This is a genomic window from Massilia sp. BAP21 (genome assembly GCF_057801335.1).
On the sequence record NZ_CM173596.1, the window covers coordinates 4186749 to 4211612 of the forward strand.

A 24864-nucleotide genomic window follows, 5' to 3' on the forward strand; every position below is an offset into this window, starting at 1 on the left:
ACATGAGCGAACGCGACGAGGTCTTCCTGCAGGAGATGGGCATTGCGCCGCTGTGGCGCCTGCGCCGCCAGCCGCAGGAAGAGGCGCAGCCGGTAGCGGCGCAAAGTGCGGATGCTGCGCCGGAAGGCGACGCGGCGGCTGCCCAAGCCCCTGTGGCTGCACCGGCACCTACACCTGCGCCGGCGCCGGCTCCCGCATCTGCCCCGGCCCCGGCCCCGGGCTTCATCCCGCCGCCGCCGCGCGACCCAGCCTGGGGCGAGGTGCCGATGACCTCGGCTCCGCCGCCCCCCGCCTGGGCGCCGCCGCCACCGCCCGCGCCGATCGAGGAAGACACTGGGCCCTCGGTCGAGGAGATCGCGCGCATGGACTGGGACGAATTGCGCACCGCGATCGCCACCTGCAAGCGCTGCGGCGCCTGCCAGGGCGGCGAAGGCGCCCGCAAGCCGGTGTACGGCGCCGGCGCGCGCCAGGCGCACTGGTTCGTCGCCGCCGGCGCCACCTCGAGCGCCGACGAACAGGCCGGCCAGCCGCTGTCGGGCGAAGCCGGCAAGCTGCTGGACAACATGCTGGCCGCGGTCGACCTCTCGCGCCAGGACACGGTCTACGTGACCAGCCTGGTCAAGTGCCGTCCGGCCAGCGCCAAGGGCGGCGACCGCGCGCCCACTGCCGAGGAAGCCGCGGCCTGCCGCCCCTTCCTGGAACGCGAGCTGGCGCTCACTGGAGCATCGACCGTGCTCACCCTCGGCCAGATCGCCGCCAACGGCCTGCTCGGCAAGCCGCTGCAGGAGCCGCTGGCCGGTTCGCGCGGCGCCGTGCACGCGCTGGGCGAGGCCAGCCTGGTGGCGACCCTGCATCCGGGCGAGCTGCTGCGCCGCGGGGCCGACAAGGCCCTGGCCTGGACCGATTTGTGCCGCGCGCGGGCTGCGCATGCGCGACGGGGCCGATAGTTACCAGTCAAGCTTCCACCGCCGCTGGTCGCACCTGCGGCGCGCACGGGTGCGGGCGCTGGCCTGGCTGCTCGACTCTCCCGACCTGCTCGACAGCGCCGCCCCGCACTGGCAGGGCCGCATTGCCTCGCTGGGGCCGGTAACGGAGGAGGTGGCGCGCTGGCTGGCCAACCTCGACCACGACCCTTCCGCGCTCGACGCCGCGCTTGGCCCGCGCGTCTACACCCGCCTCGGGCTGTATGCGGAAAAGCTGATGGCCTTTTATTTCCAGCACCAGGGCCGCCTGGTCGAACACGGCCTGCAAGTGCGCGCCAGCCGCAACGACACCGTCGGCGAGTTCGACTTCCTGCTCGACGCCGGGCCGGATGCGCTGGAACACATCGAGTTCGCCACCAAGTTCTATCTGCTGCAGGGCGGGCAGGGGCAGGAATTCGACGCCCTGGTCGGTCCGAACCTGGCCGACAGCCTGGGCGCCAAGATGCGCAAGATCTTCGAACGCCAGCTGGAACTGGGCGCGCACCCTGCGGCCCAGGCCCTGCTGCCGCGGCCGGTCACGGCGGCGCGGGCGCTGGTGAAGGGCTGGCTGTTCTACCCGGCCGGCAGCTGGGCGGCAATAAGCGGCATCACGGCCGGCCACTGCCGCGGCTTCTGGTGCGCGCTGGACGAACTCGACGCGACCGGGGCCGATGCCTTCCTGGTCCTGCCCAAGCTGCAATGGCTGGCGCCGTTCCGGGCCACGCAGGCCGCCGGGCTATTGAATCGTGCGCAGCTGCATGCGGCGCTGGAGGCGCAGTTCGAGGAGTCGGGGTCGCCGGTGCTGGTGGCCGTGGTGCGCGCAACGCCGGGCTGCGTGGAAGAGATCGAGCGCGGGTTCATCGTGCCGAACGATTGGCGCGAGCGGGCGGCAGCGCGTTACCCGGCGAATGTGCCGCGAAATATTGTTTGGTAATATTGCAATATTTGCAAATATTATTTGCGGCGCGCTCTCTGCCGTTTTGTGGCGGGTGATGCGTGGTGATGTCGTTCTGACGAATGGCCTCGACCGTAGGGTGGGCACTCCGTGCCCACGCGGTACGTGCGTTGCAGGTATTGTTGGCCGCACCGTCATCGCTCGCTACCGTTCGCAGTACTGCTGACGTCAGCGAGCGACGTTTTTTACGCACGTGTCCAAGAGATGAGCACGTAACCGCGTGGGCACAGAGTGCCCACCGTACAGGAGACGTCGCGGGCCGATCAGTGCTTATGCTCGCCAATCAAGGCCAGCGAATCATGCTGCTTCTGGTTCAGCTGGTGCCGTCGCAGGATCAGGTAAGTAATGCCGGCGATCGACAACCCGAAGATCATGATGATCACGTTCAGGTTGAGGTTCAGGGTGATCATGATCGCGTACATCGCCAGCATGGTCAGGATCGACAGGTTCTCGTTGAAGTTCTGCACCGCGATCGAGTGCCCTGCGCTCATCAACACGTGGCCGCGGTGCTGCAGCAGCGCGTTCATCGGCACCACGAAGAAGCCCGACAGGAAGCCGATCATGGCCAGCAGCGGGTAGGCGACGATCACGTCGTGCACGAACACCATCACGGTCACGATCAGGCCCATGAAAATCCCCATCGGGATCACGGTCAGCGATTTCTTCAACGGGATCATCTTCGCGGCCAGCGCCGCGCCCACCGCCACGCCGATCGCGACCACGCCGATCAGGCTGGTGGCCTTATCCAGCGGCATGTGCAGCGAGCGCTCGGCCCACTTCAGCACGATGAACTGCAAGGTCGCGCCCGCGCCCCAGAACAGGGTGGTCACGGCCAGCGAAATCTGGCCCAGCTTGTCTTTCCACAGCGTGGCCGAGCAGTTGGCGAAGTCGGCGATCAGCTTCATCGGATTGCGTTCCTGGTGCTCGTAGCGGGCGCCGGTGTCGGGGATGCGCAGATTGAACAGCGCAGCCAATATATAGATGGCCACCACCACGGCCATCGCCGCTTCGCTGGTGTTGTCGATGCCCGGGATGCCGAAGCCCAGCAGCAGGGCCGAGCCGGCGTCGCTGACCAGGGCGCCGCCGAGCACGGTGCCGAAGATGATCGACATCACGGTCAGGCCCTCGATCCAGCCATTCGCGGCGACGAGTTTTTCCGGCGGCAGGAGTTCGGTCAGGATGCCGTACTTGGCCGGCGAATACACGGCCGCGCCGAAGCCGACCACGGCGTAGGAGAGCAGGGGATGCACGGTCAGGAACATCAGGCCGCAGCCGAAGATCTTGATCAGGTTCGCGATGAACATCACGCGGCCCTTGAGCAGCGAATCGGCAAAGGCGCCGACAAAGGCGGCCAGTAGCACATAGAACAGCACGAACGACAGCTTCAGCAACGGCGTCAGCGATGCCGGGGCGTTCATCGTCACCAGGATGTCAATGGCTACGAACAGCAGCGCATTGTCTGCCAGCGACGAGAAGAACTGCGCCGCCATGATGGTGTAGAAACCACGGTTCATCGAAAGTATCTGAAAACAAGTCTGGGTTGCTTTATACCATGAAAGGGTGGCTCGCCAAAGAATTCAGCCCGCCAGAAAGGGGGGCTGTCCGGTAAAATAGAGCCTTTCACCTAATACCGTTTCTCTTCCTTTTCCGGTCTCTTTCCCCATATAGTTGCTATGCCACGCCCCCTCTGCGCCACCATTCACCTCGATTCGATGCAGCATAACCTGGCCCGCGCCCGTGCCTGCGCCCCGCAGTCCAAGGCCTGGGCCGTGGTGAAAGCGAACGCCTATGGCCACGGCCTGGAGCGCGGCATGAAGGGCTTTGCCCAGGCCGACGGCCTGGCCCTGATCGAAACCGAGAACGCCCTGCGCCTGCGCGAACTCGGCTGGACCAGGCCGATCCTGCTGCTGGAAGGGATCTTCGATGCTTCGGACGTGCCGCTGCTGGCCGAGCACGACATCAACAGCACCGTGCACTCGCTCGAGCAGATCAAGATGCTGGAGTACACCCAGCTCTACCGCCCGATCGACGTGCACCTGAAGATGAACACCGGGATGAACCGCCTCGGTTTCCGCCCCGACGAATACGCCGCCGCCTACAAGCGCCTGCGCGCCATTCCCGGCGTGCGCAACATCACCCACATGACCCACTTCGCAAATGCCGACGAACTGGAACACCCGCGCCTGACGATTTCCGAGCAGGTGCGCCGCTTCCGCACCGGCGTCGAGGGCCTGGGCGGCGAGCGCAGCCTGTCGAATTCGGCCGGCGTGCTGCACCAGGAAGTGCTGGCCCAGGAACTGCAAAACGACTGGGTCCGTCCCGGCATCATGCTGTATGGCGGCACCCCGGGCGGCGGGCGCACGGCGCACGACTTCGGCCTGCGTCCGACCATGACATTGAGCAGCGAGATCATCGCGATCCAGCAGCTGGAAGCCGGCGACACCGTCGGCTACGGCAGCCGCTTCGAGGCGACCGGCGCGATGCAGGTGGGCGTGGTGGCCTGCGGCTATGCCGACGGCTACCCGCGCCACGCGCCGCACGGCACCCCGGTGATCGTCGATGGCGTGCGCACCAGCGTGGTGGGGCGGGTGTCGATGGACATGATGACGGTCGACCTGACGCCGATCCCGAATGCCCGCGTCGGCAGCAAGGTCACCCTGTGGGGCGACGGCTTGCCGATCGACGAGGTGGCAACCGCTTCCGGCACCATCGGCTATGAATTGATGTGCGCACTCGCGCCGCGCGTGCGCGTGAGCGAAGGACGGATGGGAACCCATGGCTAAGGCAAAGACCCAGTTTGTGTGCAGCGAATGCGGCAGCGTCAGCAGCCGCTGGATGGGCCAGTGCCCGGACTGCAAGGCCTGGAACACGCTGGTCGAGTCGGCGGTGGAAACCGCGGGCGTGAACCGCATGTCGCAGACCGTGAACCACAAGGCGCTGGCGCAGACGGCGCCGGTGCTGTCCCTGGCCGACATCGAAGCCACCGACGTGCCGCGCTTCGGCACCGGCATCGAGGAATTCGACCGCGTGCTCGGCGGCGGCCTGGTGGCCGGCGGCGTGGTGCTGATCGGCGGCGACCCTGGCATCGGCAAGTCGACCCTGCTGCTGCAGGCGCTGGCGAACCTCGCCTCGGTACGCAGCACTTTATATGTGAGCGGCGAGGAATCCGGCGCCCAGATCGCCCTGCGCGCCAAGCGCCTGGCGGTGGACGCCAAGGAACTCAAGCTGCAGGCCGAGATCCAGCTCGAGAAGATCCTCGGCACCCTGGCCGACCTGAAGCCGGAAGTGGCGGTGATCGACTCGATCCAGACCCTGTATTCGGACGCGCTCACTGCGGCGCCGGGTTCGGTGTCGCAGGTACGCGAATGCGCAGCCCAGCTCACGCGCGTGGCAAAGCAGACCGGTGTCACCATCATCCTGGTCGGCCACGTGACGAAAGAGGGCGCGCTGGCCGGGCCGCGCGTGCTGGAACACATCGTCGACACCGTGCTCTACTTCGAGGGCGATACCCAGTCCAGCTTCCGCCTGGTGCGGGCGATTAAGAACCGTTTCGGCGCGGTGAACGAGCTGGGCGTGTTCGCCATGACCGAGAAGGGCCTGAAGGGCGTGTCGAATCCGTCGGCGCTGTTCCTGTCCCAGCACGACAGCCAGGTGCCGGGTTCCTGCGTGATGGTCACGCAAGAGGGCACGCGCCCGCTGCTGGTCGAAATCCAGGCCCTGGTCGACGCCAGCCACCTGCCGAACGCGCGCCGGCTGTCGGTGGGCCTGGAGCAGAACCGCCTGGCGATGCTGCTGGCGGTGCTGCACCGCCATGCCGGTATCGCCGCTTTTGACCAGGACGTGTTCATCAATGCGGTGGGCGGCGTGAAGATCGCCGAGCCGGCGGCCGACCTGGCCGTGCTGCTGGCGATCAACTCGTCGATGCGCAACAAACCCTTGCCGCGCGGGCTGGTGGTGTTCGGGGAAGTGGGCCTGGCCGGCGAGATCCGCCCGGCGCCGCGCGGCCAGGAACGCCTGAAGGAAGCGGCCAAGCTGGGCTTCTCGACCGCGATCATTCCAAAAGCCAACGTGCCGAAGCAAAAAATCGAAGGCATGAACATCATCGCCGTCGAGCGCATCGACCAGGCGTTCAGCAAGCTGCGCGAGCTGGACTGAACCCATCCACCACGAAGGTTGCGCGCTGGGACGCCGGCGCGCGGCCCCGTCCTTACTGACGGGGTCGTCAGTTTTACCTATAATGGAGCATTGTTTCCATTAGGCAAGTTGGTGAATTTGTGACAGAGCAAAGGCAGTCCCCCCGAAAAGTATGCAAGACCCGCGCCATGCTGGCGGTCGAGGGCAGCGCCCCGATGATGGGCCGTACCACCGACATCAGCGCCCAGGGCGTCAGTATCAACCTGCCGAACCCGGTGCCGGCAGGGCAGGCGGCGCAATTGCGCTTCGACCTGCTGGTCGATGGCAACATCGTTCCCATCAACACCCGCGTCAAGGTCACGCACTGCATCCTCAGCCACGGCGAGTTCAAGGCCGGTTTCCAGTTCCTGAACCTGGACTTGGGCGCGATGACCTCGCTGGCGCGCTTCCTGCGCTAGCGCGGGGTAAGCGACGGGACGCAAACGAAGCGGCGAGCGCCCGTGGGCCTCGCCGCTTTTTTACGTCTTGACGTCTGGCCCATGATGGGCCGTGCACTATTCGTGATAGTGGTCGTGCAGGGCTTCCGAACTGCCGCCGATTTCCTGGAAGATTTCGTAGGCAATCAGGCCAACCATGCCGCTGAGGATGGCAAACACAAACATATTAAACATACCGCCCAAACGCTCTTCAGCATTCCCTCCATGATGTGAACATGTCTTGAGCATAGCAGCCGCCGGTGTATTTACAAGAGCGTGGCCGGCCGATTTTTTGCACCCGGGGCCGCTTGACAATTCGCCTGCCGGGCCCGCTTGCCAGGCCTGGCCGGAATGGGTGTCATCAATTGTGTGACGGTCATTCCTGTAACACGGCACTATGGCGCGGACCGCGTTTCGCGGGGCGTGGACGTGGCCGCTGTCCAGCTGTGGTTCAGCTACGGTTCAGCTGTCATGCGAATGAAACGCGGTTGAAATACGCATATGACACGCCCAACATCCCATGTCATGGATTCGATGACATGGATTTTTGCGATGTCATTAACTTGTCATATTCAATCAGTAGACTGCGCTGCAATGAAGCCGGACATCCGGAAATGCAGTGTCGCACTACACCCTGAAAGGATATCGATATGCGTATGAAGCACCTGTTCTTCACCGTCGCGCTTGCCGCCGCCACCCTGGCGACGACTGCCCAGGCAGCGAACATCACCGGCGCCGGCGCAACCTTCCCTTATCCGATCTACGCCAAGTGGGCGGAAATGTACAAGGCGGCCAGCGGCACCGGCCTGAACTACCAGTCGGTCGGTTCGGGCGCCGGCATCAAGCAGATCAAGGCCGGGACCGTCGACTTCGGCGCATCGGACATGCCGCTGCCGGCCAAGGAGCTGAACGATGCCGGCCTGTTCCAGTTCCCGGCCGTGATGGGCGGCGTGGTCCCGATCGTGAATATTCCCGGCGTCGGCCCCGGCCAGGTCAAGCTCACCGGCGCCGTGCTGGCCGACATCTACATGGGCAAGATCACCAAGTGGAACGCCCAGCCGATCGCCGTGCTGAACCCGGGCGTCAAGCTCCCGGCCGACGACATCACCGTCGTGCGCCGCGCCGACAGTTCGGGCACCTCCTTCCTGTTCACCGACTACCTGTCGAAGGCCAGCCCCGACTGGAAGCTGAAGATCGGCGCCGGCACTTCGGTCAAGTGGGCCGTGGGCGTGGGCGGCAAGGGCAACGAAGGCGTGGCCGCCAACGTCCAGCGCATCAAGGGCGCCATCGGCTACGTCGAGTGGGCCTACGCCAAGAAGAACAAGATGGCGCACACCCAGCTGCAGAACCGCGAAGGCGCTTTCCTCCAGCCTGACGACGAAGCCTTCAAGGCCGCCGCCGCCAGCGCCGACTGGGCCAAGGCCCCGGGCTTCGCCGTGGTCCTGACCGACCAGCCGGGCAAGGCCAGCTGGCCGATCACCGGCGCCTCCTACATCCTGGTGCACAAGTCGCAAGCCGACGCTGCCAAGGGCAAGGAAGTCCTGAAGTTCTTCGACTGGGCCTACAAGAACGGCGCCGGCGCAGCCGCCGACCTGGACTACGTGCCGATGCCGGCCGGCGTCACCAAGCTGGTCCAGGACGCCTGGAAAGCCAACCTGAAGGACGCTTCGGGCAAGGCGGTCTGGTAAGGGCACACCCTCGCCGCCGGCAATGATCGCGCCGGCGGCGCCTCGCACGACCTGAAAGCAGCACACTCAATAAAAATACACATGAGCGCACACCCATCCGTCGCCCTCGACAAGCCAGCCAGCGCGGCGCACGCCGACCAGCAGCAGGCGGCCCTCAGCAAGACCATGCGCAACCAGCGCATCCAGGACTTCATCTTCCACAAGGTAACCCTGCTGTTCGCGGCCAGCGTGCTCATCGCACTGGTCGGCATCATCATTTCACTGGCCATCGGCGCCGCGCCCGCGTTTGCGGAATTCGGCCCGGCCTTCATCAGCACCGTCGAGTGGGACCCGGTCGAAGATAAATTCGGCGCCCTGATCGCCATCTGGGGCACGCTCGCCACGTCCTTGATCGCGCTGGCGGTCGCCTTCCCGATCAGCTTCGGCATCGCGCTCTTCCTCACCGAGATCTGCCCGGTCTGGCTGCGCCGCCCGATGGGCACCGCGGTCGAGCTGCTGGCGGGCGTCCCGTCGATCATCTACGGCATGTGGGGCCTGTTCGTGTTCGCGCCGCTGTTCGCCGACCATGTGCAGCCGCTGCTGAAATCTACCCTCGGCCAGCTGCCGGTGATCGGCCAGCTGTTCCAGGGCCCGACCATGGGCATCGGCATCCTGACCGCCGGCCTGATCCTGGCCGTGATGATCATCCCCTTCATCTCCTCGGTGATGCGCGACGTGTTCGAGATCGTCCCGACCGTGCTGAAGGAATCGGCCTACGGCCTGGGCTGCACCAAGTGGGAAGTGGTGCGCAAGGTGGTGCTGCCTTATACCCGCAACGGCGTGGTCGGCGGCGTGATGCTGGGCCTGGGCCGCGCGCTCGGCGAAACCATGGCGGTCACTTTTGTCATCGGTAACGCGCATGAACTGAGCTGGTCGCTGTTCTCGGCCGGTAACTCGATTTCCTCGACCCTGGCGAACGAATTCGCCGAAGCGGCCTCGCCGCTGCACGTGTCCTCGCTGTTCGCGCTGGCACTGATCCTGTTCGCCATCACCTTCGTCGTGCTGTCGGCTGCAAAACTGATGTTGGCGGGGATGTCCCGCAAGGAAGGCACGAAATGAACGTGATGAATCCTGTCTACCGCAAGCGCCTGCTGGCGCACCGTGTCGGCATCGCGCTGTCGGTGCTGGCGATGGCGATCGGCCTGGCCGTCCTGGCCTGGATTCTCTGGACCCTGCTGGCCAACGGCTTCGGCGCACTGTCGACCACGATGTTCAGCGGCGACACCCCGGCGCCGGGCAGCGAGGGCGGCGGCCTGCGCAACGCCATCGTCGGCAGCCTGATGATGGTCGGTTTGTCGACCCTGGTCAGCACCCCGATCGGTATCCTGGCCGGCATCTACCTGGCCGAGTACGGCGAGACCAACCGATTCGGCCAGGTCACGCGCTTTGTCACCGACATCATGCTGTCGGCGCCGTCGATCGTGATCGGTTTGTTCGTGTACGCCCTGTACGTGGCGAACGTGAAGCACTTCTCGGGCTATGCCGGCACCATCGCGCTGTCGCTGATCGCGATTCCCGTGGTCGTGCGCACCACCGACAACATGCTGCGCCTCGTACCGAATAGTTTGCTGGAAGCGGCCTTCGCCCTCGGCGCGCCGCGCTGGAAGGTGGCGATGCTGGTGCGCCTGCGCGCCGTAAAGGCCGGCGTGATCACCGGCGTGCTGCTGGCCCTGGCCCGTATCTCGGGCGAGACCGCACCGCTCCTGTTCACGGCCCTGAACAACCAGTTCTTCAGCACCGACATGAATGCACCGATGGCCAATTTGCCGGTGGTGATCTACCAGTTCGCGATGAGCCCTTACGACGACTGGCGCTCGCTGGCCTGGGGCGGCGCACTGCTGGTGACCTTCACCGTGCTGTTCCTGAACATTTTGTCGCGCACCGTCTTCACCCAGAAGACGCCACGTTAATTTATCCTGACGAACCATGACCCTTGCTATGGCAACCCCGACCGCAGCTCCAAGCGCAAAAACCAAGACCATCGAGATTGCGGGCCTGAATTTCTTCTACGGTAAAACGCAGAGCCTGAAAAACGTTTCGCTCGACATCCACGACAAGCAGGTGACCGCCTTCATCGGCCCTTCGGGCTGCGGCAAGTCGACCCTGCTGCGCACCCTGAACCGCATGTACGATCTGTACCCGGGCCAGCGCGCCGAAGGCCAGATCAACTACCGCGGCCGCAACATCCTGGAGCCGGGTGTCGACGTGAACGCCCTGCGCGCGAAAATCGGCATGGTGTTCCAGAAGCCGACCCCGTTCCCGATGTCGATCTACGACAACATCGCCTTCGGCGTGCGCCTCTACGAAAACCTGTCGAAAGGCGAGATGGACGAGCGCGTCGAATGGGCTTTGAAAAAGGCGGCGCTGTGGGAAGAAGCCAAGGATAAGCTGACCAAGAGCGGCCTGTCGCTGTCGGGCGGCCAGCAGCAGCGCCTGTGCATCGCACGCGGCGTGGCGGTGAAGCCGGACGTGCTGTTGTTGGATGAGCCGACCTCGGCGCTGGACCCGATCTCGACCGCGAAGATCGAGGAACTGATCAGCGAACTGAAGCAGGACTACACGATCACCATCGTGACCCACAACATGCAGCAGGCGGCACGCTGCTCCGATTACACTGCGTACATGTACCTCGGGGAACTGGTTGAATTCGGCGAGACCGATCAATTGTTCATGAACCCGGCGCGCAAGGAAACGCAGGACTACATTACGGGTCGTTTCGGTTAATCGACGTCCGGACAATAACGAATATTAGGGAGAGACGTATATGATCGGCGAACACTCATCCAAGCAGTACGACCAGGAACTGGAATCGATCCGCTCCAAGGTCTTGCTGATGGGCGGCATGGTGGAAACCCAGTTCGAGGAAGCGCTGAACTGCTTCCGCGTCGACGACGCCGTCCGTGCCGACAAGGTCATGGCCGACGACCACGCGGTGAACCAGCTCGAAGTGCAGCTCGACGACGCCTGCAGCCACCTGATCGTCAAGCGCCAGCCGACCGCCAACGATTTGCGTACCGTGATGGCCACCATCAAGGTCATCACCGACCTGGAGCGCATCGGCGACGAATCGACCAAGATCGCACGCACCGCGAAAAGCCTGCACGCGCGCGGCGTGGGCAGCTTCGCCCATTACGACATGATCCGCACCATCGGCAAGGCCACCTCCGACCTGCTGCACGACGCCCTCGACGCGTTCGCGCGCCTGGACGGCAAGCAGGCCTTGCAGATCATTGCGGCCGACGAGATCGTCGACCACGAGTTCCGCACCATCCTGCGCAACCTGATCACCTTCATGATGGAAGACCCGCGCACGATCTCGTCGGCACTCGATACGCTGTGGGTAGCCAAGGCCATCGAGCGCATCGGCGACCACGCGAAGAACATCGCCGAGTACGTGATCTACGTGGTCGAAGGGCGCGACATCCGCCACAGCAAACCAGCCGTGCAAGAGGGCTGATCCACAATGCAGAACACGAGCGTACTGGTAGTGGAGGACGAGCCGGCGATTGTCGAGCTGGTGAGCTATTCGCTGCGCGAAGCCGGCTGGACCATCCGCTCGGTCGGCACCACGGCCGCGGCCTGGGACAGCATCGCGCACGGCAAGCCGGACCTGCTGCTGCTGGACTGGATGCTGCCCGACCAGAGCGGCCTGCGCCTGCTGGCGCGGCTGCGCGGCGACCGCGACTTCCAGGACATCCCGGTCATCATGCTGACCGCGAAGAGCATGGAAGAAGACAAGCTGGCCGGCCTGAACACGGGCGCCGACGATTACGTCACCAAGCCGTTCTCGCCGCGCGAGCTGCTGGCCCGTTCGCGCGCGCTGCTGCGCCGCAAAAGCCCGCACCTGGCCGAGGCGCCGCTGCGCGCTGGCAGCGTGGTGCTCGACCCGGCCAGCTGCACTGTCAGCATCGAAGGCAGCCAGATCGACATCGGCAATGCCGAATACAAGCTGCTGAAATTCCTGCTGGCGCACCGCGAGCGCGTGTTTTCGCGCGCCCAGCTGCTCGATAAAGTGTGGGGCGACCACGCCGTGATCGAGGAGCGCACGGTCGACGTCCACGTGCTGCGGCTGCGCAAGGCGCTGAAGGGCGCCGAAGGGCTGATCCGCACGGTGCGCAGCGTCGGGTATATGCTCTCGGAAAAATAAATCCTTGAAGGCCAGATGAATCCCTCACTGCTGTTCTGGGTGCCGGCGCTGTTGCGCATGGCGTCCCTCTTCGTTGCCGCCGGCGTGATCTGGTGGATGGGCGGTCTGGTGGCAGGCCTGGTGGCCGCGCTGCTGGGCATGATCGTGGTGCTGGTGTCGCAGCTGCGTTACCTGCAGCAGCTCGGCAACTGGCTCGACGACCCGCAGTCGGGCAAGTTGCCCGACGGCTGGGGCGCCTGGACCGACGTCTTCGCCCGCCTGTACCGCCTGCGCCGCGAGGACGAGCGCCATCAGTCGGAACTGGCCGAATGGCTGGCGCGCTTCCGCCAGGCCATGAGCCTGCTGCCGGAGGGCGTGGCGATCATGGACGACGTGCTGTTCCTCGAGTGGTGCAACCCGGCGGCCGAGCGCCACCTCGGCCTGACCCTGGAACGCGACAAGGGCCTGCGCGTGACCAACCTGGTGCGCCATCCCGACTTCATCGACTACATCATCCTGGGGCGCTATGAGCAGCCGCTGACCTTGTCCTTCCGCGGCCGCAAGATCGAGTGCCGCATCATCCCGTTCGAGAACCGGCGCCAGATCCTGGTGACCCACGATGCTACCGACACCGAGCGCATCGAGGCGATGCGGCGCGACTTCATCGCGAACGCCTCGCACGAATTGCGCACGCCGCTGACGGTGATCGTCGGCTTCCTGGAAATCGCGATGTCCGATCCATGCATGGATGCGGCCACGCGCCAGGCGCACCTGAAGCTGATGACCGAGCAGGGCGGGCGCATGCAGCGGCTGATCGAGGACATGCTGACGTTATCGCGCCTGGAGTCGGACGAATTCCCGCTGCGGCGCGAGCGGGTCGATATCGCGGCGCTGGTGGAGTCGGTGGCGGCCGAGGCAAGGGCCTTGTCGGGCGGGCGCCACGAGATCGCGGTGTCGGTCGACGGGCCGGACGTGATGGGCAGCGTGGAAGAATTGCGCAGCGCGTTTGCCAATTTGGCGTCGAACGCGGTGCGCTACTCGCCCGAAGGCGGACGCATCGAGCTGTCGTGGAAGCGCGGCGAGGATGATTTGCAGTTCTCGGTGAAGGATAGCGGGATCGGGATCGACCCGCAGCATATCTCGCGTTTGACCGAACGCTTTTATCGCGTGGACAAGAGCCGCTCGCGCGAGACGCAAGGGACGGGGTTGGGGCTGGCGATCGTCAAGCACGTGCTGCTGCGGCATGGCGGGCGGGTGAAGATTTGCTCGAAGCCGGGGGAGGGGAGTACGTTCACGGCGTCGTTGCCCAACACCTCGTTGCCGGGATGAATCGGACGCTTTTTTGATTGGCGCAATACCGTAGGGTGGGCACTCGTGCCCACGCGGTACAACGGTCGATTTAACGCGATGCCGGCAACCGGCCATCGTCCGTTTGCGATCTCGAGTCGACGTTCGGGTGCGCATCGGTACGACCGCGTGGGCACAAGTGCCCACCCTACGAATACCCACCCCTCAGTTCAGCCTCATCCACCGCCCCACATTGCGCGGTACAATCGGGAATTGTCCTTCTCGACCCGCACATGTTCTCTCGACGCACTTCCCTCATTGCGCTCGGCGCACTCGCCCTGGCCGGCTGCGGCAGCACCCCGCCGCCCGTCGCTCCCACTCCCGCCGTGGTCGCCACCCCGGCGCCACCTAAAAAACTGCGCATCGGCCTGGCCCTGGGCGGCGGCGCGGCGCGCGGCTTCGCCCACATCGGCGTGATCAAGGCTCTCGAAGCGCAAGGCATCATCCCCGAGATCGTGGTCGGCACCAGTGCAGGCTCGGTGGTCGGCGCCCTGTACGCCTCGGGCTACGACGGCTTCACCCTGCAGCGCACCGCGATGAGCATGGACGAAGCGACCATCTCCGACTGGGCGCTGCCGCTGTTCTCGAAATCCCCCGGCGTGCTGAAAGGCGAGGCCTTGCAGAACTACGTCAACAAGGCGGTGGGCAACGTGCCGATGGAGCGCCTGAAAAAGCGCTTCGGCGCCGTCGCCACCGACCTCAAGACGGGCGAATCCATCCTCTTCAACAAGGGCAATACCGGCCTGGCCGTGCGCGCCTCGTCCTCGGTGCCGAGCGTGTTCCAGCCGGTAAAGATCGGGAACAAGACCTATGTCGACGGCGGCCTGGTGGCGCCGGTGCCGGTGAAGTACACGCGCGACATGGGCGCCGACTTCATCATCGCGGTCAACATCTCGACCCAGGCCGATTCGCAAGCCACGGCCAGCTCGGTCGACGTCCTGCTGCAGACCTTCTCGATCATGGGCCAGCGCATCAATTCCTACGAGCTGAAGGATGCCGACGTCGTCATGACCCCGGCCCTGGGCAAGATGGGCAGCGCCGACTTTGCCGGCCGCAACCTGGCGATCCTGGCGGGCGAGCAGGCCGCGGCCGCCGTGATGCCGCAACTGAAGGCCAAGCTGAAGGCCAAGCAACAGCAGCCCTGACAACCAAAAGAGTTTAAACAAGGAAACGATATGAAGACCAAGCCATTCCTGACCCTGGAAGACGTGAAAATCATTGCCGCCGCGGCCGAAGCCGAAGCGCTTGCAAACAACTGGGCCGTCACCTTCTCGATCGTCGACGACGGCGGCCACCTGCTGTGGCTGCAGCGCCTGGACGGCGCGCCGCCGGTGTCGTCGCACATTTCGCCGGCCAAGGCCAAGACCGCCGCGCTCGGCCGCCGCGAATCGAAGATCTATGAAGACGTGATCAATGGCGGGCGCATGTCTTTCCTGTCGGCGCCGGAAATCGAAGGCATGCTCGAAGGCGGCGTGCCGGTGATCGTCGATGGCCACGTGATTGGCGCGGTCGGCGTGTCGGGCGTGAAGTCGGAGCAGGATGCGCAGATTGCCAAGGCGGGTATCGCCGCGCTGGTCGGCTGATCGTAGGGTGGACGGCTGCACCCGATCTTGTGCATGAACGCGGCGGGCGCGCCGTCCACGCGTTCAATTGGCTTCGCTCATGGCCGCATCAGGTCACGCACGGGTTGAACGCGTGGGCGGCGCAGCGGCAGCGTGTCCGCCAGCCGCCGGGTATAGCCGACCACCCTACATCCCACCATTAACGCCCGGAAAACTCTCGCTCATCCGTAAGTAAAAACACGCATTTCCCCCGAAAACCGTCTGTCGGTACATTGCCGCCACCCTCGAAGGGCGCTATAATTGAGGGGTTTAACCATTCTACTTACTTGCCGTAGCGCCTACCTTCCATTCCTCATTCCAAACGACCTCCATACTCGGATTGCACCCGTGCATCCGTGGTCTTGGGTGTCGGTCTGACGTGGCGCCGCTACGGTAACTTTATTGGGAGTTACCCTTGCCGCCATTTTTTTCTGGCCCAGCCGTCCCGGCCATCCTGGCCCTCGCAGACGGAACGATTTTCAAAGGTGTTTCCATTGGTGCCGCCGGCCATACGACCGGTGAAGTGGTCTTCAATACCGCGATCACTGGCTACCAGGAAATCCTGACCGACCCCAGCTACTCGCGTCAGATCGTCACCCTGACGTACCCGCACATCGGCAACTACGGCGTCAACGGCGCCGACGTCGAAGCCGGTAAAGTCCACGCCGCAGGCCTGATCATCCGCGACCTGCCGCTCTTGGCATCGAACTTCCGTTCCACCCAATCGCTGTCGGATTACCTGAAGGCCGAGAACGTCGTGGCAATCTCCGGCATCGACACCCGCAAGCTGACCCGCCTGCTGCGCGAAAAAGGCGCCCAGGCCGGCGCCATCCTCACCGGCACCCAGGGCAACCAGCCCTCCGAAGCGCAGGCGCTCGAGCTCGCCCGTTCCTTCCCCGGCCTGGCCGGCATGGACCTGGCGAAAGTCGTGTCCGTGAAGGAGCCGTATGTGTTCACCGAAACCGAGTGGAAACTCGGCCAGGGCTTCGGCAAGCAGGAAAACCCGGAATACCACGTCGTCGCCTTTGACTACGGCGTCAAGCGCAACATCCTGCGCATGCTGGCCGAACGCGGCTGCAAGGTCACCGTGCTGCCGGCCGAATCGACCGCCGCCGATGCGCTGGCCCTGAACCCGGACGGCATCTTCCTGGCCAACGGCCCCGGCGATCCGGAACCCTGCTACTACGCCATCAAGGCGACCGCGGAGCTGATCGAGAAGGGCATCCCGACCTTCGGCATTTGCCTCGGCCACCAGATCATGGCGCTCGCCTCGGGCGCCAAGACCATGAAGATGAAGTTCGGCCACCACGGCGCGAACCACCCGGTGCAGGACCTGGATTCGAAGAAGGTCCTGATCACCTCGCAGAACCACGGCTTCGCGGTCGACCCGGAGACGCTGCCGCAGAACTGCCGCGTGACCCACGTGTCGCTGTTCGACGGTTCGCTGCAGGGCTTCGCCCGCACCGACAAACCGGCCTTCTGCTTCCAGGGTCACCCGGAAGCATCGCCAGGCCCGACCGACGTCGCCTATCTGTTCGACCGCTTCATCAAGCTGATGCAAGCCCAGGAAAAAAAAGCAAATGCAGGAGAAGTGAATGCCTAAGCGTAGTGATATCAAAAGCATCCTGATCATCGGCGCCGGCCCGATCGTCATCGGCCAGGCCGCGGAGTTCGACTATTCCGGCGCCCAGGCTTGTAAAGCCCTGCGCGACGAAGGCTACAAGGTCATCCTGGTCAACAGCAATCCGGCGACCATCATGACCGACCCGGAGATGGCCGACGTCACCTACATCGAGCCGATCACCTGGAAGGTCGTCGAGCGCATCATCGCCAAGGAAAAGCCGGACGCGATCCTGCCGACCATGGGCGGCCAGACCGCGCTGAACTGCGCGCTCGACCTGCACCGCCACGGCATCCTGGAAAAATACAATGTCGAACTGATCGGCGCCTCGCCGGAAGCCATCGACAAGGCCGAGGACCGCTCCAAGTTCAAGGACGCGATGACCAAGATCGGCCTGGGTTCGGCACGCTCGGGCGTGGCGCACTCGATGGACGAAGCGCGCGCCGTGCAGCGCGAGCTGGGCTTCCCGACCATCATCCGTCCGTCGTTCACGATGGGTGGTTCGGGTGGCGGCATCGCCTACAACGAAGAAGAATTCGAATCGATCTGCAAGCGCGGCCTGGAAGCCTCGCCGACCTCGGAACTGCTGATCGAAGAGTCGCTGCTGGGCTGGAAAGAGTACGAGATGGAAGTCGTGCGCGACAAGGCCGACAACTGCATCATCATCTGCTCGATCGAGAACCTGGACCCGATGGGCGTGCATACCGGCGACTCGATCACGGTCGCACCGGCGCAGACGCTGACGGACAAGGAATACCAGATCATGCGCAACGCGTCGATCAACGTCCTGCGCGAGATCGGCGTCGACACCGGCGGCTCGAACGTGCAGTTCGCGATCAATCCGCAAGACGGCCGCATGATCGTCATCGAGATGAACCCGCGCGTGTCGCGTTCGTCGGCACTGGCCTCGAAGGCCACCGGCTTCCCGATCGCGAAAGTGGCGGCGAAGCTGGCGGTCGGCTTCACGCTGGACGAACTGCGCAACGAGATCACCGGCGGCGCGACGCCGGCCAGTTTCGAACCATCGATCGACTACGTCGTCACCAAGATCCCGCGCTTCGCATTCGAAAAATTCCCGGCGGCCGACAAGCACCTGACCACGCAGATGAAATCGGTCGGCGAAGTCATGGCCATGGGCCGCACCTTCCAGGAATCCTTCCAGAAGGCCCTGCGCGGCCTGGAAGTGGGCGTGGACGGCCTGAACGAAATGACGCGCGACCGCGAAGTCATCGAAGAAGAGCTGGGCGAGCCTGGCCCGGAACGCATCTGGTACGTGGGCGATGCCTTTGCCCAGGGCTTCACGCTGGAAGAAGTGCATCAGCTGACCAAGATCGACCCGTGGTTCCTCATCCAGATCAAGGAAATCGTCGACATCGAACTCTGGCTGGATCACCAGAAGCTGGAGTCGCTCGACAAGCCGACGCTGTACAAGCTCAAGCAAAAGGGCTTCTCGGACGCGCGCATGGCCTTCCTGATGCACACCACGCAGGCCGCGGTGCGCGAGCGCCGTCACGCGCTGGGCATCCGTCCGGTGTACAAGCGCGTCGACACCTGCGCCGCCGAATTCTCGACCGACACCGCCTACATGTACTCGACCTATGACGAGGAATGCGAAGCGGCGCCGACCGACAAGAAGAAGATCATGGTGCTGGGCGGTGGCCCGAACCGCATCGGCCAGGGCATCGAGTTCGACTACTGCTGCGTCCACGCGGCCCTCGCCATGCGCGAAGACGGCTACGAGACCATCATGGTCAACTGCAACCCGGAGACCGTGTCGACCGACTACGATACTTCGGACCGCCTCTACTTCGAATCGCTGACCCTGGAAGACGTGCTGGAAATCGTCGAGCTGGAAAAGCCGGTGGGCGTGATCGTGCAGTACGGCGGCCAGACCCCGCTGAAACTCGCGCTCGATCTCGAAGCCAATGGCGTGCCGATCGTCGGCACCTCGCCGGACATGATCGACGCCGCCGAAGACCGCGAGCGTTTCCAGAAGCTGCTGCAGGACCTCGGCCTGCGCCAGCCGCCGAACCGTACCGCGCGCACCGAAACCGAAGCCCTGGCACTGGCCCAGGAAATCGGTTACCCGCTGGTCGTGCGTCCTTCGTACGTTCTCGGCGGCCGCGCCATGGAGATCGTGCACGAGCAGCGCGACCTCGAGCGCTACATGCGCGAAGCCGTGAAGGTGTCGAACGATTCGCCGGTGCTGCTCGACCGCTTCCTGAACGACGCCATCGAAGTCGACGTCGACTGCATCTCGGACGGCGAGACCACCTTCATCGGCGGCGTGATGGAGCACATCGAGCAAGCCGGCGTGCACTCGGGCGACTCGGCCTGCTCGCTGCCGCCGTACTCGCTGAGTGCGGAGACCATCGATGAACTGAAGCGCCAGACCGCGCTGATGGCGAAGGGCCTGAACGTGGTCGGCCTGATGAACGTGCAGTTCGCGATCCAGCAATCGGAAGTCGACGGCAAGCTTGTGGACACCGTGTTCGTGCTGGAAGTGAACCCGCGTGCCTCGCGTACCGTCCCATTCGTGTCGAAAGCCACGGGCATCCAGTTGGCGAAAGTCGCTGCGCGCTGCATGGTCGGCCAGAAGCTGGCAGAGCAGGGCATCACCAAAGAGGTGACGCCGCCGTTCTACAGCGTCAAGGAAGCCGTGTTCCCGTTCGTGAAATTCCCGGGCGTCGACACCATCCTCGGACCGGAAATGAAATCGACCGGCGAGGTGATGGGCGTGGGCGAGACCTTCGGCGAAGCCTTCGTGAAATCGCAGCTGGGCGCCGGCATCAAGCTGCCGGAGTCGGGCAAGGTCTTCCTGTCGGTGAAGGGTTCGGACAAGCCGCGCGCCGTGAAGGTGGCGCGCGACCTGGTCTCGCTCGGCTTCTCGCTGGTGGCCACGAAAGGCACCGCAGCCGTGATCGCGGCGGCCGGCCTGCCGGTGACCGCGGTGAACAAGGTGATCGAAGGCCGTCCGCACGTGGTCGACATGATCAAGAACCACGAGATCGAGATGGTCATCAACACGGTCGAGGAAAAGCGCAGCGCGATTTCCGACTCGCGCACCATCCGCACCTCGGCGCTGGCGGCGCGCGCGGTGACCTACACCACGATCGCCGGCGCGGAAGCGGCGATCCAGGGCATGCGTCACCTGAGCGAACTGAAGGTCTACGATTTACAAGGTCTGCATAACACCTTAAACTAGTAGGCAAGTAGTACCCGTCAAACCACAGAGTTCGCGCGGCTCCCGTCGCGCGCCTCTGTGGTTTTCACTTGTACGTCCTACAAACATCAGCAGAAGCGACATTTGAAATGAACACTACCGTACCGCTCACCAAATACGGCGCCGAACTTCTGAAGGAAGAACTGCATCAGCTCAAGACCAAGGAGCGCCGCATTGTCATCGACGCGATCGCCGAAGCGCGTTCGCACGGCGATCTGTCGGAAAACGCGGAATACGACGCCGCCAAGGAGCGCCAGGCTTTCGTCGAAGGCCGCATCGCCGAACTCGAAGGCAAGCTGAGTGCCGCCCAGATCATCGACCCGGCCACGCTGGACGCCGAGGGCCGCGTGGTCTTCGCTTCCACCGTCGACCTGGAAGACCTGGAAAACGGCCAGAAGGTGAGCTACCAGATCGTCGGTATCGACGAAGCCGACATCAAGCTGAATAAAGTCTCGGTCACCTCGCCGATCGCGCGCGCCCTGATCGGCAAGTTCGCCGGCGACGTGGTCGAAGTGCAGGCGCCGTCCGGCCCGCGCGAATACGAAATCCTGGAAGTGCGCTACGTCTGATGACGGCCATGTCGGCGCGCGCAGTTTCCCGTATCGCCGCAGCACGGCTGCTGGTTGCGGCCTTCTGGGCTGGCGCCCTCTGGGTGCTGGGCTACATCGCGGCGCCGGCGGTGTTCGCGACGGCGTCGGGAACAGTGGCGGGCGACATCGTGGGTTCGTTCCTGCACCGGCTGGCCTGGATCAGTTTCGTTTGCGCGGCACTGATGCTGGTGCTGGTGCGTGCTTCGGGCGACCTGGATGCGGCGCGCAAGCGCTTCCTGAACCTGCTGGTGCTGGCGATGCTGGCCTGTGCGCTCGTCATGTACGTCGGCTTGCAGCCGGCGATGGCGGCGATGCGCGAGGCAGCTGGTCCTGCCGGCATCCGCGCCTCGCCCGAGTGGACCAGGTTTGCGGTCATGCATGGCGTGTCGCAGCTGTTTCACCTGATCGAGAGCCTGCTGGCCGCGGTGCTGCTGCTGAAAAGCCGGACGTAGGGTGGACGGCTTTGCCGTCCACGCGTCGATCGCTATCGGCTCCGCTTCCGGGCTCGATGATCTCGCTGCCAACTACCGGCTCCGTTCGTGGGTTCGATGATCTCGCTGCCAACTACCGGCTCCGTTCGCGGGCTCGATGATCTCGCTGCCAATTACCGGCTCCGTTCGCGGGCTCGATGATCTCGCTGCCAACGATCGACGCGTGGGCGGCGCATGCATCATCATTACGCATGCCATGGTGGTGGAGCCGACCACCCTACGTCCGCTACCGACGAAAAAAACCGGGGAATCCCCGGTTTCTTTTTTACTTGTTCAGCGAGGTTTTCTTGCTGCTGGTCTGGCGCGGTTTGGCGCGCTTGATGTTGCCACCGGCGGTGACCCGCTCGTTACCTTTGAGCATAACCTTGGTCACGCTCGGTTTCTTGGTGCCGCTGGCGCTGGCCTTGACGATGGTGACTTCGCGCATGCCCTTGCCGGCCTTGCTGCTGCGCTCTTTCACCGCTTCTTTTTTTGGACGGTAGAGCACCAGCAGCTTGCCGATGTGCTGGACCGGGGCAGCGTCGAGCTCGGCGCTGATCTGTTCGTACATGGCAACGCGGGCTTCGCGGTCGTCGCCGAAGACGCGGACCTTGATCAGGCCGTGGGCGTCGAGACTGGCGGCGATTTCCTTCATGACGGACTCGGTCAGGCCGGCTTCGCCGATCATGACAACTGGATTGAGCCCATGGGCTTCCGCACGCAGCGCGCTGCGCTCGGCCGGAGTGAGTTTAAGCATAATAATTTTTGGATGTACCTATAAAAGCAGTATTCTACGCGAATGGCCAAGAACAAATTAAACAAAAACTGGTTGCACGACCATATTAACGACCCGTACGTCAAGCTGGCGCAGAAAGAAGGCTACCGTGCCCGCGCCGCTTTCAAGCTCAAGGAAATCGACGAAAGCGAAAAACTCATCAAGTCCGGGCAGGTCATCGTCGACCTCGGCTGCACGCCTGGCAGCTGGGCGCAATACACCCGGCGCAAGCTGGCGGGCAAGGAAGGCGGCGGCATCAACGGCACCATCATCGGCCTCGACATTCTGCCGATGGAACCGATTGCCGACGTCCATTACATCCAGGGCGACTTCCGCGAAGATGTTGTATTAGACCAACTCGCGGAGGTGCTGGAAGGCCGCAAGACCGACCTCGTGCTGTCCGACATGGCCCCGAACTTGTCGGGGATTCCCACGGCCGACGCTGCGCGGATGGAACATTTGATCGATCTCGCGATTGAGTTTTCTCAAATGCATCTGAAGCCGGGCGGCGCATTGTTGGTGAAGTGCTTCAAGGACATGGGCTTTACCCAGATCGTCGAGAAGTTCCGCACCGAGTTCAAGACCGTCAAGCAGATCAAGCCGAAAGCAAGTCGCGACAAGTCTTCGGAAATCTTCCTGCTCGGACGTGGTCTGAAGAATCCAGTGGAATATAAATCCGCCGTAAACGACGATCCGGCCCTTGATATTTGAGTTCGCAGCCACACATGCACGCCGTGATGCTCCGTTCGGCAAGCGCGACAAGTCAGTCGTGCCGCACGGAACTGAAAAAAGTGGCAATATGGCATGATGGGGCTTGGCGCGTAGCGCCGCTTCGTAGCACAGCAAGTCTATTGCGAGTAAAATCGGCAATCTCACTGGTAATGGTGCGGATCGCATCGGAGGAGTTTTCGTGAATAATATGTTTTCCAAATCCGCCATCTGGGTGGTCGTCGCACTGCTGTTGTTCATGCTGTTCAAGCAGTTCGACAATCACAGCCCGGCCGGTGGCAGCAAGACCATCGCTTATTCCGAGCTGCTCGACGATGTCAAGGCGCGCCGCGTGAAGGACGTCGTGATCGAAGGCGCGAACATCACCGCCACCCGCACCGACGACACCAAGGTACGCGCCACCGCCACCATGCTCGACCGCGGCCTGATCGGCGACCTGCGCGAGAACGGCGTGCGCTTCGACGTCAAGCCGCCCGAGGAGCCATCGTTCCTGCAGCAAGTCTTCATCTCCTGGTTCCCGATGCTGCTCCTGATCGGCGTCTGGGTCTTCTTCATGCGCCAGATGCAGGGCGGCGGCAAGGGCGGGGCTTTCTCGTTCGGCAAGTCGAAGGCGCGCATGCTCGATGAAACGAACAACAGCGTCACCTTCGCCGATGTCGCCGGTTGCGACGAAGCGAAGGAAGAAGTCAGCGAAATCGTCGACTTCCTGAAAGACCCGACCAAGTTCCAGAAACTCGGCGGCCGCATCCCGCGCGGCGTGCTGATGGTCGGTCCTCCGGGTACCGGTAAAACCCTGCTGGCGCGCGCCATCGCCGGCGAAGCGAAAGTACCGTTCTTCTCGATCTCGGGTTCCGACTTCGTCGAGATGTTCGTCGGCGTGGGTGCATCCCGCGTGCGCGATATGTTCGAGAACGCCAAGAAGCACTCGCCTTGCATCATCTTCATCGACGAGATCGACGCGGTCGGCCGTCACCGTGGCGCCGGCATGGGCGGCGGCAACGACGAACGCGAGCAGACCCTGAACCAGCTGCTGGTCGAGATGGACGGTTTCGAGGCCACCTCGGGCGTGATCGTGATCGCCGCCACCAATCGCGCCGACGTGCTCGACAAAGCGCTGCTGCGTCCGGGCCGTTTCGACCGCCAGGTGATGGTGGGCCTGCCGGACATCCGCGGCCGCGAACAGATCCTGAACGTGCACATGCGCAAGGTGCCAATCGGCGCCGACGTGAAAGCCGACATCCTGGCACGCGGCACCCCGGGCTTCTCGGGCGCCGACCTGGCCAACCTGGTCAACGAAGCCGCACTGTTCGCCGCGCGCCGCAACAAGCGCCTGGTCGAGATGCTCGACTTCGAAGACGCCAAGGACAAGATCTACATGGGTCCGGAGCGCAAGTCGATGGTCATGCGCGAAGAAGAACGCCGCAACACGGCGTACCACGAGTCGGGCCACGCCGTTATCGCCAAGCTGTTGCCGAAGGCCGACCCCGTGCACAAGGTCACGATCATGCCGCGTGGCTATGCCTTGGGCCTGACCTGGCAGCTGCCTGAGCACGACGCGCTGTCCGGTTACAAGGACAAGATGCTGGAAGAAATCTCCATCCTGTTCGGCGGCCGTATCGCCGAAGAGATCTTCGTTGGCCAGATGTCGACCGGCGCCTCGAACGACTTCTCGCGTGCCACCAAGCTGGCGCGTTCGATGGTCACCCGTTTCGGCATGTCGGAAAGCATGGGCGTGATGGTCTACGAAGACAGCGAGAACGAAGGCTTCTTTGGTGGCGCCACCAAGACGATTTCGGAAGCGACCCAGCAAAAGGTCGACGCCGAGATCCGCGCCATCCTCGACACCCAGTACGCGCTGGCACGCCGCCTGCTGGAAGAAAACCGCGACAAGGTCGAAATGATGACCAAGGCGCTGCTCGACTGGGAAACCATCGACGCCGAGCAGATCAACGACATCATGGCCGGCCGCGAGCCGCATCCGCCGAAGTCGAGCATCCTGACCAAGCGTACGCCTCCTGGCGACAGTGGTTCGGGCGGCGTTGCCACCAACGCACCGGCACCGGCTTGATCGGCCTGTAATACCCCTGCAAAAGGCATCCCTGGATGCCTTTTGCTCGTTAACACTCTG

Annotated in this window: 22 protein-coding genes; 20 read left to right on the forward strand and 2 right to left on the reverse strand. The window is 63.9% G+C overall.

Annotated elements, in window-relative coordinates; translation table 11 throughout:
- Positions 1-2 precede the first annotated feature (2 nt).
- Together ACWYRN_RS18605 and ACWYRN_RS18610 are read left to right on the forward strand one after the other, a co-directional pair.
- Positions 3-947 carry a uracil-DNA glycosylase gene (locus ACWYRN_RS18605; RefSeq protein WP_488689071.1) on the forward strand — a complete coding sequence of 315 codons (945 nt, stop codon included), beginning with the start codon at positions 3-5 and terminating at the stop codon, positions 945-947.
- Complete coding sequence (locus ACWYRN_RS18610) at positions 928-1896, forward strand: DUF1853 family protein (RefSeq protein ID WP_488689072.1); 969 nt, start codon at positions 928-930, stop codon at positions 1894-1896. The genes ACWYRN_RS18605 and ACWYRN_RS18610 overlap by 20 nt, the downstream gene beginning before the upstream one ends.
- Positions 1897-2180: 284 nt before the next feature.
- Here ACWYRN_RS18610 and lplT read toward each other — a convergent pair whose 3' ends face one another.
- The gene (lplT, locus tag ACWYRN_RS18615; RefSeq protein WP_488689073.1) at positions 2181-3431 is read right to left on the reverse strand and encodes a lysophospholipid transporter LplT; all 1251 of its coding nucleotides are present in this window, start codon (positions 3429-3431) and stop codon (positions 2181-2183) included.
- A 159-nt stretch (positions 3432-3590) separates the two neighbouring features.
- On the opposite strand from lplT, the gene alr reads away from it, so the two are divergent.
- From alr to ACWYRN_RS18695, 16 genes are all read left to right on the forward strand, one after another.
- Complete coding sequence (gene alr, locus ACWYRN_RS18620) at positions 3591-4700, forward strand: alanine racemase (protein WP_488689074.1); 1110 nt, start codon at positions 3591-3593, stop codon at positions 4698-4700.
- Complete coding sequence (radA, locus tag ACWYRN_RS18625; protein ID WP_488689076.1) at positions 4693-6072, forward strand: DNA repair protein RadA; 1380 nt, start codon at positions 4693-4695, stop codon at positions 6070-6072. The genes alr and radA overlap by 8 nt, the downstream gene beginning before the upstream one ends.
- 167 nt (positions 6073-6239) lie before the next feature.
- Positions 6240-6509 carry a PilZ domain-containing protein gene (locus tag ACWYRN_RS18630; RefSeq protein WP_488689077.1) on the forward strand — a complete coding sequence of 90 codons (270 nt, stop codon included), beginning with the start codon at positions 6240-6242 and terminating at the stop codon, positions 6507-6509.
- Between the two features lie 668 nt (positions 6510-7177).
- On the forward strand, positions 7178-8215 hold the full coding sequence (gene pstS / locus ACWYRN_RS18635) for a phosphate ABC transporter substrate-binding protein PstS (RefSeq protein WP_488689079.1): 1038 nt from the start codon (positions 7178-7180) through the stop codon (positions 8213-8215).
- An 81-nt stretch (positions 8216-8296) separates the two neighbouring features.
- Complete coding sequence (gene pstC, locus ACWYRN_RS18640; RefSeq protein ID WP_488689081.1) at positions 8297-9313, forward strand: phosphate ABC transporter permease subunit PstC; 1017 nt, start codon at positions 8297-8299, stop codon at positions 9311-9313.
- Complete coding sequence (pstA, locus tag ACWYRN_RS18645; protein WP_488689082.1) at positions 9310-10164, forward strand: phosphate ABC transporter permease PstA; 855 nt, start codon at positions 9310-9312, stop codon at positions 10162-10164. The genes pstC and pstA overlap by 4 nt, the downstream gene beginning before the upstream one ends.
- Positions 10165-10192: 28 nt before the next feature.
- Positions 10193-10978, forward strand: coding sequence for a phosphate ABC transporter ATP-binding protein PstB (pstB, locus tag ACWYRN_RS18650; protein ID WP_488689083.1), 786 nt, complete (start codon positions 10193-10195; stop codon positions 10976-10978).
- 40 nt (positions 10979-11018) lie between these two features.
- Positions 11019-11711, forward strand: a complete 693-nt coding sequence (phoU, locus tag ACWYRN_RS18655) for a phosphate signaling complex protein PhoU (RefSeq protein ID WP_488689084.1) — start codon at positions 11019-11021, stop codon at positions 11709-11711.
- 6 nt (positions 11712-11717) lie between these two features.
- The gene (locus tag ACWYRN_RS18660) at positions 11718-12401 is read left to right on the forward strand and encodes a response regulator (RefSeq protein ID WP_229435070.1); all 684 of its coding nucleotides are present in this window, start codon (positions 11718-11720) and stop codon (positions 12399-12401) included.
- Positions 12402-12416: 15 nt separating this feature from the next.
- Positions 12417-13709 (forward strand): phosphate regulon sensor histidine kinase PhoR, encoded by a 1293-nt coding sequence (gene phoR / locus ACWYRN_RS18665; RefSeq protein WP_488689086.1) that lies wholly within the window; start codon positions 12417-12419, stop codon positions 13707-13709.
- 251 nt (positions 13710-13960) lie between these two features.
- Positions 13961-14872 carry a patatin-like phospholipase family protein gene (locus tag ACWYRN_RS18670; protein ID WP_488689087.1) on the forward strand — a complete coding sequence of 304 codons (912 nt, stop codon included), beginning with the start codon at positions 13961-13963 and terminating at the stop codon, positions 14870-14872.
- Positions 14873-14902: 30 nt separating this feature from the next.
- Positions 14903-15310: a GlcG/HbpS family heme-binding protein gene (locus tag ACWYRN_RS18675; protein WP_488689089.1), complete on the forward strand. Its 408-nt coding sequence runs from the start codon at positions 14903-14905 to the stop codon at positions 15308-15310.
- A 433-nt stretch (positions 15311-15743) separates the two neighbouring features.
- On the forward strand, positions 15744-16931 hold the full coding sequence (gene carA, locus ACWYRN_RS18680) for a glutamine-hydrolyzing carbamoyl-phosphate synthase small subunit (protein WP_488689090.1): 1188 nt from the start codon (positions 15744-15746) through the stop codon (positions 16929-16931).
- Positions 16924-20154 (forward strand): carbamoyl-phosphate synthase large subunit, encoded by a 3231-nt coding sequence (gene carB / locus ACWYRN_RS18685; RefSeq protein WP_488689091.1) that lies wholly within the window; start codon positions 16924-16926, stop codon positions 20152-20154. Before carA ends, carB begins: the two co-directional genes overlap by 8 nt.
- 107 nt (positions 20155-20261) lie before the next feature.
- Positions 20262-20741, forward strand: coding sequence for a transcription elongation factor GreA (greA, locus tag ACWYRN_RS18690; protein ID WP_229435081.1), 480 nt, complete (start codon positions 20262-20264; stop codon positions 20739-20741).
- The gene (locus ACWYRN_RS18695; protein WP_488689094.1) at positions 20741-21214 is read left to right on the forward strand and encodes a DUF4149 domain-containing protein; all 474 of its coding nucleotides are present in this window, start codon (positions 20741-20743) and stop codon (positions 21212-21214) included. Before greA ends, ACWYRN_RS18695 begins: the two co-directional genes overlap by 1 nt.
- Positions 21215-21518: 304 nt before the next feature.
- Here the strand turns inward: ACWYRN_RS18695 and yhbY are convergent, their stop codons facing one another.
- Positions 21519-21989 (reverse strand): ribosome assembly RNA-binding protein YhbY, encoded by a 471-nt coding sequence (yhbY, locus tag ACWYRN_RS18700; protein WP_229435085.1) that lies wholly within the window; start codon positions 21987-21989, stop codon positions 21519-21521.
- Between the two features lie 42 nt (positions 21990-22031).
- Between yhbY and ACWYRN_RS18705 the strand changes: the two genes are divergently transcribed.
- Both ACWYRN_RS18705 and ftsH read left to right on the forward strand, forming a co-directional pair.
- Entirely contained in the window at positions 22032-22718 is a 687-nt protein-coding gene (locus ACWYRN_RS18705; protein ID WP_488689096.1) for an RlmE family RNA methyltransferase, read from the forward strand.
- Between the two features lie 199 nt (positions 22719-22917).
- Positions 22918-24804 carry an ATP-dependent zinc metalloprotease FtsH gene (ftsH, locus tag ACWYRN_RS18710; protein WP_229435089.1) on the forward strand — a complete coding sequence of 629 codons (1887 nt, stop codon included), beginning with the start codon at positions 22918-22920 and terminating at the stop codon, positions 24802-24804.
- Positions 24805-24864: the final 60 nt, after the last annotated feature.